The organism is Halopseudomonas bauzanensis (genome assembly GCF_900114735.1).
Classification (GTDB): Bacteria; Pseudomonadota; Gammaproteobacteria; order Pseudomonadales; family Pseudomonadaceae; genus Halopseudomonas; species Halopseudomonas bauzanensis.
In genome coordinates this window covers 126,227-141,390 of record NZ_FOUA01000006.1, presented here as the reverse complement: position 1 = coordinate 141,390, position 15,164 = coordinate 126,227, and the positions used below count along the sequence as shown (strand labels likewise).

The 15,164-nt window shown below is 58.1% G+C and carries 10 protein-coding genes; all 10 read right to left on the bottom strand.

From position 1 onward, the window contains the following. Positions 1-2 precede the first annotated feature (2 nt). Positions 3-593 carry a molybdenum cofactor guanylyltransferase MobA gene (gene mobA / locus BM267_RS13490; RefSeq protein WP_036990897.1) on the bottom strand — a complete coding sequence of 197 codons (591 nt, stop codon included), beginning with the start codon at positions 591-593 and terminating at the stop codon, positions 3-5. Continuing rightward, the gene (locus tag BM267_RS13485; protein ID WP_074780896.1) at positions 590-3,286 is read right to left on the bottom strand and encodes a nitrate reductase; all 2,697 of its coding nucleotides are present in this window, start codon (positions 3,284-3,286) and stop codon (positions 590-592) included. Before BM267_RS13485 ends, mobA begins: the two co-directional genes overlap by 4 nt. Continuing rightward, the gene (nirB, locus tag BM267_RS13480; RefSeq protein WP_074780899.1) at positions 3,283-4,746 is read right to left on the bottom strand and encodes a nitrite reductase large subunit NirB; all 1,464 of its coding nucleotides are present in this window, start codon (positions 4,744-4,746) and stop codon (positions 3,283-3,285) included. Before nirB ends, BM267_RS13485 begins: the two co-directional genes overlap by 4 nt. Before the next feature lie 11 nt (positions 4,747-4,757). Continuing rightward, positions 4,758-6,113 (bottom strand): MFS transporter, encoded by a 1,356-nt coding sequence (locus BM267_RS13475; protein WP_074780902.1) that lies wholly within the window; start codon positions 6,111-6,113, stop codon positions 4,758-4,760. A 318-nt stretch (positions 6,114-6,431) separates the two neighbouring features. Beyond that, positions 6,432-7,202: a hypothetical protein gene (locus BM267_RS13470; RefSeq protein WP_143063077.1), complete on the bottom strand. Its 771-nt coding sequence runs from the start codon at positions 7,200-7,202 to the stop codon at positions 6,432-6,434. A 24-nt stretch (positions 7,203-7,226) separates the two neighbouring features. Then, entirely contained in the window at positions 7,227-7,949 is a 723-nt protein-coding gene (locus BM267_RS13465) for a hypothetical protein (protein ID WP_143063078.1), read from the bottom strand. Positions 7,950-8,018: 69 nt separating this feature from the next. Further along, complete coding sequence (locus BM267_RS13460; protein ID WP_143063079.1) at positions 8,019-8,696, bottom strand: hypothetical protein; 678 nt, start codon at positions 8,694-8,696, stop codon at positions 8,019-8,021. A gap of 89 nt (positions 8,697-8,785) precedes the next feature. Beyond that, positions 8,786-12,193: a T6SS effector BTH_I2691 family protein gene (locus BM267_RS13455; RefSeq protein WP_074780913.1), complete on the bottom strand. Its 3,408-nt coding sequence runs from the start codon at positions 12,191-12,193 to the stop codon at positions 8,786-8,788. Further along, on the bottom strand, positions 12,190-13,044 hold the full coding sequence (locus BM267_RS13450) for a DUF4123 domain-containing protein (RefSeq protein WP_074780916.1): 855 nt from the start codon (positions 13,042-13,044) through the stop codon (positions 12,190-12,192). The genes BM267_RS13455 and BM267_RS13450 overlap by 4 nt, the downstream gene beginning before the upstream one ends. Then, entirely contained in the window at positions 13,041-15,074 is a 2,034-nt protein-coding gene (locus tag BM267_RS13445) for a type VI secretion system Vgr family protein (RefSeq protein ID WP_074992215.1), read from the bottom strand. The genes BM267_RS13450 and BM267_RS13445 overlap by 4 nt, the downstream gene beginning before the upstream one ends. Positions 15,075-15,164 lie beyond the last annotated feature (90 nt).

Genomic DNA, 15,164 nt, shown 5'->3' with positions numbered 1-15,164 from the left:
GGTCAGCTTCCTCGACTCAAACGGGCGCAGGCGTGGGCCATGTCTGCGGGGATATTCACACTCCATAGCGGCTCCGGCTGCACGTCGGAGAAGTCCACCGGCTGAGCGCCGATACTGGCCAACCAACGGCGCGGCGCACGCTCGCCGTTGTCCAGGGCGGCGGCGAGATCCGCTTCCAGGCTGCGATGCAACAGGCAGCACAGGTAATGTCCCTGCCCACCTGACGCGGCATATACCGCCCTCAACTCATGACCGGCGCGGGTGGTTAAGCGAGACAGTAGATCATCGGGCAATATCACCGCGTCGCAGGGAATGATATGTACCCATGGTGTGGTGGCCGTACGCAGCGCAGCCAGAACACCCGCCAGCGGGCCGCGAAAGTCCGGCCAGGGGTCATTCACCACCGGGACGCCCAGAGCGCGGTAGGCGCATAGATTGCGGTTGGCGATGATGAGCTTGGGTATTCCCTCTGGCAGGGTTTGCAGTATCCGCTCGACCAGGCTGCTGCCGAGAATCGGTATCAACCCCTTGTCCAGGCCGTGAAGCCGCCGCCCCTGCCCGCCGGCGAGAATCGCTACCGTCACGCCCTTCACGCGTTTTCCGCCAATCGCGCATTCGCGATCAGCGCGCGAATTTCAGGCTGGCAGGATCCACAATTGGTGCCCGCTCTCACACAACGCCCGACCTCTTCCACTGAGGTCAGGCCGTTATCGCGAATAGCGTCGAGAATGGTATTGCGGCCTACCGAGAAGCATGAGCATACCGTCGCACCGGCATCGTCCGCCGGGTCCACGGAGCGGCCCAGCTTGAGCCCGACCACATCCGCCTCGGACAACGCCTGCTTCTCGAACAGGCGCCCCAACCAGCTGCGTGAAGGCAAGTCGGCGCGGGGTGACAGATAAACGCAGGCCAGCAAACAATCAGCATCGAGCGCCGCGGCGCAATAGTCCTGGGTGCCGTCCTGGTGAACATCCAGCCAGGTCGAGGGCTGCCCGACGCCCAACAGCGCTCGGCTCCACTGTTGCGGGTCCTCGATCAGACCCCGTCCGGCCAATTCATAACGGAGAAAGCCATCGCCCTGAATCCGTACCCAGTAAGCCGGCGCGTCTGCCTTCGTGAATTGCAGGGGCGAACGACTGAAGACCACCGCATGCCAATCCACCGGGAAAGGCGACACCAACGCCGGCGTGTGCTTGAACTCCGGCTCACCGGACAGCGGATCGACCACCGGATTGACCAGCGCACCCACGCGCGCATCCGACGCATTAAGATCATTCCAGTGGATGGGCACGAACAGCGTACGGCGAGGTTGATCGGCAGTGCAGCGCAACCGCGCAACCATCGCCCCCCAGCGACTGGCCACGCGCACCAGAGTACCGTCTTGCACCCCGCAGAGCATGGCTTCATAAGGGTGCATTTCCACGAAGGGCTCCGGCAAGTGATTGGCCAGACGCGATGCTCTACCGGTCCGAGTCATGGTGTGCCATTGATCACGGATACGACCGGTGTTGAGTACCAGCGGAAATTCGTCATCCGGCGCGTTGGCCGGGGCGCGGGGCGGGGTCGGCACCAGCCGCGCCCGGGCATCCGCATGAAAGAACCGTCGATCATGGAACAACCGCGCGGTGCTGTCACCTCTTCGCAAGACTGGCCATTGGCATGGGCGCAGGCGGTCGTAAGCGTCGGTATCGAGACCCGCCAGACCACCAATATGAAAAGCCCGTTGTACACCGTGCTGATCGTTGCGCCAGGCGGACAGGCGTGCGTGCTCATCGAATATCTGGTGCGGGCTCTGATAGTCGAATCCCTCGAACCCGAGCCGGCGAGCCACTTCACATACCGCCCACCAGTCGGGCTTTGCCGCTCCCGGCGGCGGCAGAAAGGCTTTTTGCCGGGACAGGCAGCGTTCCGAATTGGTTACCGTACCGTCTTTTTCGCCCCAACCCAGCGCCGGCAATACCACCTGCGCTGCAGCGGCGGTATCGGTATCTGCGAACAGATCGGAGACCACCAGCAGTTCGCAGCGGCCCAGTGCTTCTCGTACCCGATCAGCGTCCGGCAGACTGACTACCGGATTGGTAGCCATCACCCATAACGCCTTGATGCGGCCATCATGCGCCGCCTCGAATAAATCCACGGCTTTCAACCCCGGCTCGCGGGCAATGACCGGGCTCTGCCAGAAATCCTGCACCAGTTGCCGATGCTGTGCGTCGTTCAGTTCCAGGTGGGCAGCCAGAGTATTGGCCAGGCCACCGACCTCCCGTCCGCCCATGGCGTTAGGCTGACCGGTGATGGAAAACGGTCCCATGCCGGGCTCGCCAAGTCGCCCGGTGAGCAAGTGGCAATTGATGATGCTGTTGACCTTGTCGGTGCCACTGGAGGACTGGTTCACACCCTGGGAAAACACCGTTACCACTTTCCGGGTACTGGCGAACATCGCGTAGAACGTCTGCAGCATCGCCACGGGGACGCCGCAGGCCTTGGCCACTACTTCCAAGCGGCCAGCGCTGGCGCGGGCAGCAGCCAAAGCTTCGGCGGCACCGCCGGTGTGCTTGGCGACAAACTCGGTGTCCACTACACCGTGCTCTTCCAGATAGGTAAGCAGCCCGTTGAACAGCCACACATCCGAGCCCGCCTTCACCGACAGATGCAGATCCGCCTGCTCGCAGGTGGCGGTCCGGCGCGGATCGACCACCACGATACGTTTCTCCGGGCGCTCGCGCCGGCTTTGCATCAATCGCTGATAGACGATGGGATGGCACCAGGCGGTATTGGAGCCCACCAGCACTACCAGATCCGCCTCCTCCAGATCCCGATAATTACCACCCACCAGATCCTCGCCGAAGGCCCTTTTATGGCCGGCAACGGCAGAGGACATGCACAAGCGGGAATTGGTATCGATGTTGGCGGTACCCAGCCACCCTTTCACCAGCTTGTTGACCACGTAATAGTCTTCGGTCAGCAACTGGCCGGAAACATAGAAGGCCACCGCCTCCGGGCCGTGCTGGTCGATGATACGCCGCATGCCGGTGGCCACCCGATCCAACGCCTGGTCCCAGGAGGCGGCCAGCGTCCGCCCCTCGCCATCACGCAGCAACGGTTGCAGGCAGCGCCCTTCCAGTCCCAGGGTATCTGCCAGCGCGGAACCTTTCACGCAGAGACGACCGTAGTTGGCGGGATGCTCCGGATCGCCCTGGATGTGCAACCGGCTCGGCTCGCCTGCTTTACCCACCGTAGCGATCACCCCACAACCCACGCCGCAATAGGGACAGGTAGTACAGGTCATGCGTCCATCTCCGCCAGCGCACCGGCCAGAGTCTCGGACGCCTCCAGCAGCGTCCGCACCAGCGGCTCGCAACTGCCACAGCCGGTGGCGGCGCCGGTACAGGTCTTGATGGCGGCCAGGTCGCAGCACCCGTCGGCGATGGCCTGACATAGCGCCCCTTTGCTCACGTTCTGGCACTGGCAGAGGATGGCGCTATCCGGCAACTGCGTGACGTCGAGATTCAGGGGCGCGCCCAGGGCAGGCAGGATCAGCTGTTCCGGCGTCTCAGGCAGCGGCATGGCATTGAGCATCAGCTGCAACAACGTATTGTATTCCCGGGCCTCCCCTACCAGCACACCGCCCAGTAGCTGGCGCCCGTCCTCGCTTACCACCAGTTTCTTGTAAATCTGCTTGCGCTCATCCTCATAGCGGTAGCAACAGGCACCCGGCGTGCTGGCATGGGCATCACCGAAGGAGGCGACATCCACGCCCATCAGTTTCAGCTTGGTGGACATATCAGCGCCGGTGAACTGCCGCGTCGGCGTGCCATCGCGCGCGTGTCGCAGATGATCAACCGCCACGCGCGCCATCTCGTAACCCGGCGCCACCAGGCCATAAATGCGTCCACCCCAGAGCGCGCATTCACCAATGGCATATACGGCGGGATCGGAAGTACGACAATGATCATCAATAATGATGCCGCCCCGCTCGCCTACTGCCAGGCCTGCGTCGCGGGCCAGACTGTCCTGGGGACGAATACCCGCGGAGAACACCACCAGATCCGCTTCCAGGTGTTGGCCGTCGGCAAAGTTGAGCCGATGACGGTAGAACTCACCGTCGACGATTTCCGTGGTGCTCATGCCGGTATGCACCGACACGCCAAGCTGCTCGATCTTGCGACGCAACAACCTGCCGCCGCCGTCATCCACCTGCACGGCCATCAAGCGCGGCGCAAATTCGAGCACATGGGTCTGCAAGCCGATGTCGTGTAGCGACTTGGCCGCTTCCAGACCGAGCAGGCCACCGCCGATCACCACGCCCACTTCAGCATCGCGACCGGCGGCCATGATTGCCTGCAAATCCTCGATGGTGCGGTAAGTCAGGCAGCCGGGGCGTTCCCGTCCCGGTAGCGGCGGTACAAAGGGATAGGAGCCGGTGGCGAGCACCAGCTTGTCGTAGCCGAGCATCGCGCCCTTGCTGGTCAGGACCGTCTTGCTGTTCAGGTCGATGTGCTCGGCACCTTCTCCCACACGCAGCTCGATACCATGGCGCTCAAAGAAGCCCGCTGGCACCAGACATAGGTCCTCGCTGCTGCGCCCGGTGAAAAACGCCGATAGATGTACGCGATCGTAGGCCGGGCGGGGTTCTGCACATAGCACCGTCACCTGATAGTGTTGGTGCAACCCGCCGGCCACCAGGTGTTCGAGGTATTTCTGGCCGACCATGCCATTGCCAACCACCACCAGCCGTTGCTGCTTCATCACTGTCTCCCTCAGGCCTGATACTCAGCGCTGTTGTCCGCCGCCAAGGCAGATCGTTGCGCCAGGGCATCCTGAAGCAATGCCTCTTCTCGTACTTTATGAGCTGCGGAAAAGCGCACGGCGATGGCGCACAAGGCACTGATCAATACCACCGAGCCAAGAATGAACAGGGTTTGCTGCACCTCTCCGACCCACAGCAGCACGAAACCCGCCGCCACCGCCCCCACGTTGCCACCAGCACCGACAATACCGGCCACACCGCCGAGGGCTTCGCGATCAATGAACGGCACCAGTGCATAGGTGGCGCCGCAAGCCATATGGGTGAACAGTCCGAAAGCGAGCATCGCCAGCACCGCCAGATGGAAGCTGTCCATCACCGAGAACACCAGCAATCCAAGCCCCTCACCCACCATCAGCACAAACAGCACCTTGGTGCGCGCATCCAGACCGCCACGGCGCGCCACCTGGTCGGAAACCCAGCCACCGAGCGCACGGGCAAACAGCGCCAGCAGGCCGAAGCTGCCAGCCACCAGCCCAGCGGCCTTCAGTGACATATCGAAGTTGTCGAGAAAATAGATGGCCACCACGTTATGCATGAAGATTTCCACACCAAAACAGGCACCATAAGTGATGAACAGCAACCACACGCGGTAGTTGCCGGCAGCCCGCTTGAAGCTCTTCCAGCCGCCTTTCTTATCCATACCGGGTAATGCCCCGGCAGCATGCAACTCGCTGAAGTTGCCCGCCATGCAGTCCTGGGTGTAGCGCCAATAAAGAAACGCCATGACCAGCATCAACACACCGGGTACCAGCAAGGCCACGCGCCAGCCCAGCGCCTCTCCGGCGCCGAGCATGATTACCGCACCCAATACCAGGGGCATGATCGCCTGGGCGGCGCCGCCGCCGGCATTCCCCCAACCTGCCGCCGTTGCATTGGCCGTACCCACCACATTGGCTGCATACATCACCGACGTGTGGTATTGGGTGATCACGAAGCTGGCGCCCACGGCACCGATCAACAGGCGGAAGAACAGAAAGCTCTCGTAACTCTGCGCTGAGGCTACGCCGAACACCGGAATGGCTCCCAGCAACAGCAGACCGGTGTAGGTTTTTCGCGGGCCGAACCGATCACAAAGCGGGCCGATGATCAGACGAACCAGAATGGTAATCGCCACCGCAGCAATATTGATGTTGGCAATCTGCTTGGTGGTCAGATCAAACTCGCCCCGGATCACCGGCATCAGCGGGGCACAGGCGAACCACGCGAAGAAACAGACGAAGAAGGCCATCCAGGTCAGGTGGAACACCCGGGTCTGAATCAGGCTCAGATCAAGAAGTTGCAGGCGAGTTGCTTTATCAGTGTGCACAGATTGCGCTCCTTATCAGGACACACTGGGAACAGCAATTGCCATGCCATGGCTGTAAATGACGCGCAGCAACGGACCGCAAGCCAGCCGAGCTGACTGCTTATCCGAACCATTAATGTTTATAGAACAGAAGATTAGGAGAGTTTTACCAGGCACCTCTGATTGCCGAGACCCGCCTGGTATCTTGTCCTGGATGTGCAGGTTACCGCCGCCTTCGCCGCCCACTTGGGGTGCAGCTCTTGCTTCGGTGTATGGATCAGGTGCAGATGACGATGCTGAGACTCAAGTCAGTATCGTCAATGGATATAGTCCACTCACTCAACCAGCAAAATCATATTTGTAGTTTCTTTCCACTAGCGTTGCCCCAGCGGGCATCTTGTTCCGGAACAACTCAAGAACAGCGGCCTCCTGATCCTTGCGAAAATAGATACGCTTCAGATAGCGGTGATCGTCGGGGTTGTCGAAATTTATCTGATCATCATGAATCACATTGTTAGGGCTGGAGACGCTCAAACCCAGCAGTCCTTTTTGTGGATCCAGCAAGGCCCGGTCCAGGTTGTCCCAGGTAAAGTCATGCTGGCGAAACCGTTTGTAGATTGCCTTGTAGTTTGAGTCGCCACCCACGGATGCCAGCAGAATGCCCACCAACGCCGGGCCTGCCAGTGCGGCAATGGATAGCGCGGGATTGCTGATCAGCGCCATCAGGATGATGCCGACGATGATAAAGGGGAATACCTTGAGGAAGGTAAACACCAAATCGGGAATACCCTGCCATTGGCAGATTTCCAGACGCTCTTCGGTGGCGCGGTAGACGAATACAGTTTTTTCCATACCAATTTTAACGAACAAGAAAACCATAAAAAGCATGGGCAAAAAAAACATAAGGAATATTTCCATATCGTTTTTAAAAAGCCCATACATCCCACCGACAAACATTAAAAACCCCGGAATTATGGCCGGAAGCCCGCCGCCGAGAATACTTTTATCGATAGCCTTCACCGTCCAGGTTAATACCTGGGGCTCGGTGCTATATTCCCATTCCATCAGGTCAGACAGATCTGAAGTCCGATGTCCCCCAGTACGACGCATCAGATACCCAACCCCTGCACGCACTCAACCAGAGAAATCATATTTTATGCGCTCTTCCTTAATTTTAACGTTTGGCGGCAGTTTCTTTCTTATCAGCTCTATAACCTGGCTCTGCTGATCCTTTCTGAAGTACAGGTTAGCTCCCTGGGTGTGGTTCTCTTCCGGGTCTTTCATTTGCGCTAGCCATTCCTGCGGTATCTCCCATGGCCAGGTCAATGCGATAAGGCCATGATGCGTATCCAGAGTAGCCTCAATCACCTCATCCCACCGACACTCCGAGCGCTCCAATCTTTTGTACATAGCCTTGTAATTTGAATCTCCCCCCACCGACGCCAGCAAAATCCCCACCAACGCCGGGCCTGCGAGTGCGGCAATGGATAGCACGGGATTACTGATCAGAGCCATCAAAATGATGCCGACCACAATAAAGGGAAAGACCTTGAGGAAGGTAAACACCAAATCGGGAATATCCTGCCATTGGCAGATTTCCAAGCGCTCTTCGGTGGCGCGGTAGACGAAAACGGTTTTTTCCATACCATTCTTATAAGTAAGAAAAATTATTATTGTTATTGAAAAAAGGAATCCGCTGGCCATCAAACTGTCGCCTTTAGTGTAAAACACAAGAGAGGCTATCATCATCGGAATAACAATCACTCCAGCCAAGCAAATCCAGATCAGAATACTTCGATCAATCGCCTTCACTGTCCATGTCATAACATCTGGCTCAGCAGCATATTGCCATTCCATCTGATCAGATAATTCTAGTGTTTTCCGCCACCCAGAACGTCGCATCAAATATCCAACCCCTGCACGCACTCAACCAGAAAATTCATATTTTATACGCTCTTCCTTCATTTTAACGTTTGGCGGCAGCTTCTTTCTTATCAGCTCTACAACCTGGCTCTGCTGATCCTTTCTGAAGTACAGGTTAGCTCCCTGAGTGTGGTTCTCTTCCGGGTCTTTCATTTGCACTAGCCATTCCTGCGGTATCTCCCATGGCCAAGTCAATGCGATAAGGCCATGATGCGTATCCAGCGTAGCCTCAAGCACCTCATCCCACCGGCACTCCGAGCGCTCCAATCTTTTGTACATAGCCTTGTAATTTGAATCTCCCCCCACCGACGCCAACAGAATGCCCACCAACGCAGGGCCTGCCAGTGCGGCAATGGATAGCGCAGGGTTACTGATCAGAGCCATCAGGATGATGCCGACGATGATAAAGGGGAAAATCTTGAGGAAGGTAAACACCAGATCGGGGATATCCTGCCATTGGCAGATTTCCAGGCGCTCTTCGGTGGCGCGGTAGACGAAGACGGTTTTTTCCATACCAATCTTAACGAATAAGAAAACCATAAGAAGCATGGGCAAAAAAAACATAAGAAACACTTCCATATCGTTCTTTAAAAGCCCATACACCCCGCCGACAAACATCAAAAATCCCGGAATTATGGCCGGAAGCCCGTCACCGAGGATATTTTTATCGATAGCCTTCACCGTCCAGGTTAATACCTGGGGCTCGGCGTTATATCTCCATTCCATCTGGTCGGATAGATCTGAAGTCCGATGCCACCCGGTACGTCGCATCACAGCACCCCCAAGGTAAGAATATTTCGTGTATCAGCCGGAATGCTATCAATCACTAACGGCTTGCTGCCATTATCTGGCTCGGCGACCTGTCCATGAACATAGGGATTTTCGTACAGGCTGCCTGCTTTCATGCCGTCAAGATCGATATTGAAACGATAACCAAGGGTATCGGGACGGCCCAATATATCTGGCGGATAATGAATCTCAACTTCCAGCCTATCCATTCCCCAACGATGGGGAAGATGAACAAGCCAGATTCGCCAATCTTCTGGAGCGTACTGTGCGGGCAGATGGTCTCTATATTTGCTTACGTCCAGCAGCTCCCAATCGCCAAGTTGCTCAATATCGATCCAATTGCCTTCAGCAAAGTAGTCAGCATATAGGTTGGCTCGGTACCCGGTCTGCCTGTCTATACTGAACCAGCCTCCTTCTGTCACCATGATCGGATAGATGCGGATGTTATGATCTGCCACATCAGGCGGGAGTACCAGCTTCAGCCAGACGCCATTTCGGTTGGGGTTATTGAGCTCGCTTATTTTCCCTTTTAAGGTTTGCGCTACGATGGTCGGACGCAACAGCACCTCCTGCAAGGCCCGCAACTCATCTTTGTTTCCCTCCTCCGTATCTGGCCAGTAATCTGCTTTTGAATTACTCCAACTGCTACGGTATAACCAGAGCTTCAGGCCTTCCAGCTTGAGGCTATCAGCCACCAATGAAACAATTAGATAGGCGGCGCCCACAATTGCAAACGCGACAACTATCCATGGGGCGAAAACAAGCCCTGCTGCGCGGTTTCCAAAGAACACTCCTAGAGAACGAAACAGCTGAAATGTGCCTATCCCTCCCATCCCAATAGTCAGAACACGTTTGGATTGGAGTGCCAGCTTTTCAGCTTCAGAGTGCGCATTGTCGATTTCTTCTTTTATCTGAAAGGTCTCGGCCACCGATGCGATCACCGCCAATCCCGACATGGCAAAGGCTCGCTTGGCAAGTGCCTTGAACAGGGCCTTGTGCTCATGCCCCGTCACCCATTTATTCGATGCGGCCTTTGTCAGCAACATCATCTGCCTGTTGCTCTTGCTGGTTTGGACCACACCTTGCAGCTGCGCCATCCTCGCCCAAACCGGCATTATCGCCAGCGCAGTCAAACCACTGAGCATGGTGGCCGCGGCTGTGCTGACTGATAGCTGGTCCTTGGTAGTCCATTCGCCGCTGGCTCCGGCGTCGGCCATGGCGGTGTGGAAGTTCCAGAAGTTCAGTACTGTGACCAATCCTGCCAGCCCCTTGTTGATATTGCTCTTGACCCAATCGTTGGCTCGTTTGATATAGCTGCCATAATCCTTGGCTTTGGCTTCCAGCTGTTGGGCCAGCTCAGCTCGACCGAGAGTTTCGATGGTGAAAGTCCGCTGCTGAATGGCGGTGTGCTGCGTTTGCTGGTGGATCTCGCCACGCGCAAGAATTTTGGCGGGCATTTCCAGCATCAGGTTATCCAGTTGTTGTTTGAGCTGTCTCACATCCCGGGTGGCAGCTTGACGATCATGGCGTGCTCCGGTGCGCGCTACGTGGCTCTGGGCATTGAGTTTACGGGTGACCATGACGACCTGTCGCGTCCAGCGTGCGTGTTTCTGTCGGTACTCTGGGTCGAGGATGAGATAGGGTCTGATTTCATCGACTGTGCTTTGCACTGCCACGCTGATGGTCAGATAGGCAACGGGTTTCCATTGCGGGCCAAGCCGGCTGCTGACGGCGGGCAGCAGTTTGTACTCGAAGGCTTCCCAGAGGTCTTCGAAATGTTGGCTGGCGACCTTCAATAGTGTGTCATAGGCGCGTTGGGCCGGTTGGCTCATACGCTGAAACAGGGCGCTGTTGCGGATGGTTTCGTTGCTGAGTACGTCGGTGATTTCCTGTGAGCGCTTCGCAACTGAACCGGCTACCGCCAGGTTGATACCTTCCTGCTCGGTAAACTCCTGTGCCAATCTGTCAATATTCGACGCCAGCTCCTTGTCGAAGTTGTAATGTGCCAAGCCCATCAGGGTGTTTGGTTCGGCGTAGTCCTTGATAACCCAGTCACGACCGGCTTCATGTTGAGTGAGTAGACCCAGCCAGGCATCCGCGTGTTCTATCAGGCTCAGGCATTGACTCTCCTCGGTCTGATCATGAAATACACAGAGGGGGTCTGTCCCCAAACGCTTCAGCCAGACGATCAGGTCTTCAAGACAGATATTCAGTGAGGCCTGATGGCCGTCGAGCTCTACACGCTTTTCCAGTACATATTGCTGAGCTTCGCCAAAGCGCACCTGCCCGCGCAGGGAGTCTCTGGCCCGCCACTGGGCCAACAGCATATCCACGCGATCGACGATGTCTCCGCCATATTCGGCGTTCAGCAAATCTCGCTCTTTGATGGCCTGCTGGAGCCCGACGGTTCCTCCATTGGCGGCATCGAACTGCTGCATGACCCTCGCATCCAGATAACGCTGGGCTTTCCGTTTGAAGGTGTGAAAGGCTTGGTCATCCACATTGAGTGTGGTTTCCAGATCAGAAAAGTCCGCTCCCGCCAACATTTCCACATACTGAGCCACTGTCAGCCGGTGCATATGCTGTTCTTCAAACTGAGCCAAGGCCAGTGCGGGGCCAGCCGCTTGCATACTCAGGTCTTCAAGTATGCCCAGCGGGTCGTCCAGTGCAATGAACAGGGCGGAGTCTTGATCCGGCACACAGGCCAGCACCCGGTCACTACCCAGAGCCGGTTTGCAGGCCTGCTCCGCATCCTGGGCCTGGGTGGCCACCAAGGTGCTGTCGAAACGCAAGTCCGCCTTCGCCGTGCCGGGGTCAATATCAGCGACATGCTCTGCTATCTCAGTCAGTGCAGCACAGTGGGGTGCCTGCATGGTGTGGGCATATCCGGCCAGATCGAGGGGGCGCATCCAGCGCGCTTGCTCTGCTGGGTCAGCCATACGTTCGTGAGTGTACTCACTCCACTTCACGCTGGAGTAAGCCAGTAGCAACTGGTGCCCTCGTGGATACAACAGGTGGCCCAGCGCGGGCTCCGCGCTACCCACAGCTGCTGCAGCCTGCTTGCTGAAGGTCGCGCCTTGCACACGGTATTCATCCAGCGTGTTGGCGGTCTGGTCGATGACATACAGCCACCCATCACGTAGCTGGCGCTGGGTATAAGTACGCGTATGCAGAACAGGTAAGGAGTCTGCGCCTTGCCAAGTAGCGGGTATCGGATGCGGGCCCGGTTCACCGCTGGTTTGCGCGGCTTCATCGAGTGCATAGCGCACCGGGAAGATAGCTATTTCTACCTGCTGCAAAGGGCACTGCCCGATACTGGTCATGGGCTTGTCAGCAAACGTGGCGAAAAGGTTGTCTCTGATCTCGCTGGGCGTGCGCATGCTGGTCATGTCGGTAGTCCTTCTGGCTCAGCCATAGTCCGGTAATACTGTTGGAGGCGTTGGTCGGGGGTGAATGCGGCAGTTTGATGATGGCTTAGCCAATGCTGGTAGCACCCATCAGTGACGGTGGCGAAGTCATCGCCATGGGTCAGGCTCAATGCGCACCAGATAACCTGGCTGCGTTCACTGGCCAGCCCCCAAGCCTCAGCGGTGAGTAGCCGGTTATCCAGCCAGCTATCCAGAGCGCTTGGTGTCAGACGCTGTAATGCAACGGGGTGATTGGCTTGCAGACATGCATAGAGGCGGGATTTCAATTGCCAACGATAAGCCTGATCCAGCCCTTGTTGTTGTGCCTCGCCAAATGGATTGCATGGCGATGCACTGGCTCCGGGGTCCGGGCCGTCAAATACCTGCCAACCTGCGTCGGCTGGCTGCCAGGTTACCTGCGGTTGCACGATATGCCATTGGCTGATTGGGCCAAGCACGTGTAATGCGGTGTCACTACCGAAACTGTTCAGCCAGAACCAGGCAACCAGTGGATCGGCATAGCGCAGCAGGTAGGCGTTACCCTGGGTATCGGCCACCTCATTGAACTGACGTAGATGGTCGGCTATCTGTGTCATGGGTGCAGGGCTGGTCAATATAGCCGCAGCCGCGTGCCATTCCGGCTCATCATCGACCTCCTGCCATAGTGTTGAGTCCTGATGCAGGCCGAGCAGGATGGGCCCCAGGTCAGCCAGATCCTGCCAAGGCGTGCCGGCGTAGAGCGGTTCTATTTGCAGTTCTTCATCACGCCGGTATAGGCGCTCCAGCGCTTGCTCATAACGCACACCATCCAGTAACAGATACCGTGTGCTCACGCGTCGCCCCCATTATTTGGGGTACAGATAGCGCACAACGGGGGCGCCAACGACAGTGCCTGCCGCTGCGCTGGTACCAATAGATTGCCGGAGAAAGCGTCAGGTGCTGCTGCGGTCTCCCCGGGTAGCACCGGCGCCGCCCCACTCCCCTTACCCGCACTCCCACCCGAGTTCATCCGCACCTGCGGTCCGACCATCGATATCCCACTGGGGTCGATCTTGACGAAGCTGCCGCCGGCCTTGAAGGTGATCTCGCTGCCGGACTCGAGGACGACTTTCATGCCGCTGGACAGGTGGATTTCCTGACCGGCTTCGATGAACTGGCCGGTGCCGAGTTTGACATGCTGGTTGTTGGCGACGGTCAGGTGGTCGTCGGCCTTGATCTCGGTTTTGCGGTCGGCATGGGTGGTGCAGTGTTCTTCGGCCAGCAGCTCGGTGTAGCTGTTGGCTTCGACACGGTCGTGGCGCTCATTGCCAACGCGGATGTGCTGATCGTGCTGGATGTTCTGGTCCCAGTCGCGCTGGGCGTGGATGAATATCTGTTCTTCACCGGCCTTGTCTTCGATACGCAGCTCGTTGAAGCCGTCGCCGCCGGGGCTGCTGAGGGTTTTGAAGACGCTGCGGGTCTTGTGCTCCGGCAGGCTGTACGGGACCTGGTGGGTCTTGTGGTACAAGCAGCCGGTGATCAGCGGCTGGTCGGGGTCGCCTTCGAGGAAGGTGACCAGCACTTCCATGCCTACCCTTGGGATGGCGATGCCACCGTAGCGGTCGCCGGCCCAGTTGCTGGCGACGCGGAGCCAGCAGCTGGTTTTGTCGTTGGCCTGGCCTTGGCGGTCCCAGTGGAACTGGACTTTGACGCGGCCGTGTTCGTCGCAGTGGATTTCTTCGGTTTCGGGGCCGGTGACGACGGCGGTTTGGGTGCCGTTGATGGGGTGTTTGGGGTGGCTTATCTGAGGGCGGTGGATAACGTCCCACGGGGTGGCGGTGAAGGTGTTGCGATAGCCTTGGGTGAAGTCATCCCCGGGGTTGGTGGCGCTGGTCACCGACTCTTCCAACACTTGGGGCTGTTTGCCTTCGTGGGTTACCGATGTCAGCAGCCAGAGATCATTCCATTCCTGGCGAGGGTGCTCGGTCAGGGCCAGAAAGTGGCCGCTGATCAGGATTGGCTGGTCGCTGTCGCCTTGCGCCACACGGTAGTCGCTGCGGTGGGCTTCGAGGGTTCTGGTGGCCAGGTGTTGGCCGCGGGTGCGGTCTTGGAAACGGCCGGGGTAGTCGTAGTCTTCCAGGGTGGGCAGGGCTTCGCTTTGCGCTTTGCTTTCCATCAGCAGGCGCGGCTTTTCGAAGTTGTAGTCGCGGCGGCTGACCTGGCTGGGGCGGGTTTGCAGGCGCAGGTTGAAGCGCTTGATGACCGGCTCGTCGGCGACCATGCCGCTGCCCTGGTTGAAGCGGGTCGGGGTCAGCTTGGGGAAGACGGTCTGGTCTTCGCCGAACACCAACTGGTGGCCTTCCGGGCTGTGCTGGAAGTGATAGTGAATCCCTTCTTCCTCGCACAGACGCTGGATGAAGTGCAGGTCGGTTTCGTTGTACTGGGTGCAGTAGATCCGCTCGGGCCCGTCTTCGCGCAATTGGAAGCGGAACGAATCAGTGAAAATGCCGTGGCCCTTGAGCACCTCGGTGATGATCTGCGGCACAGTGCGGTGCTGGAAGATGCGCTGGTTGGTGGCGTGCTGCAGATAGGCCAGCCGGGGGACCAGGGTGATGCGATAGCGGGTCAGGCGTTTGCCGGATTCGCCCTGGGCGACGCTGTGGATCAGGCCGTGCACGCCCTGGTCCGGCCCGGCGTAACTGAGAAATGCCGGCTGATGTAATAACCCTTCGATATCCAGGTCCGGCCGTTCGCTGACCAGGTCCAGTTCAAAGCAATAAGGCTGGCTGGTGGCTTCGGTGCCCTGGAAGGCCAGCACCTTGAAGTCGTGTTCCAGGCGCGGAATGGTGAGGGTGAAGTGCGCGGTATTGGCCGGGGCGAACATCCTGTATTCCCTTGTCTGACGAACAAAGTCGCCGTTATATCAGACCGCAGCCGTCAAGGCCGCCCTTGGGAAACAGGGTTGTGAGTCAGT

What these genes read in the sequence shown, in the direction of transcription:
- BM267_RS13485 (WP_074780896.1), bottom strand. Translation starts at nt 3,286, where the DNA reads ATGACCTGTACTACCTGTCCCTATTGCGGCGTGGGTTGTGGGGTGATC.
- nirB (WP_074780899.1), bottom strand. Translation starts at nt 4,746, where the DNA reads ATGAAGCAGCAACGGCTGGTGGTGGTTGGCAATGGCATGGTCGGCCAG.
- BM267_RS13470 (WP_143063077.1), bottom strand. Translation starts at nt 7,202, where the DNA reads ATGCGTCGTACTGGGGGACATCGGACTTCAGATCTGTCTGACCTGATG.
- BM267_RS13465 (WP_143063078.1), bottom strand. Translation starts at nt 7,949, where the DNA reads ATGGAATGGCAATATGCTGCTGAGCCAGATGTTATGACATGGACAGTG.
- BM267_RS13455 (WP_074780913.1), bottom strand. Translation starts at nt 12,193, where the DNA reads ATGACCAGCATGCGCACGCCCAGCGAGATCAGAGACAACCTTTTCGCC.
- BM267_RS13445 (WP_074992215.1), bottom strand. Translation starts at nt 15,074, where the DNA reads ATGTTCGCCCCGGCCAATACCGCGCACTTCACCCTCACCATTCCGCGC.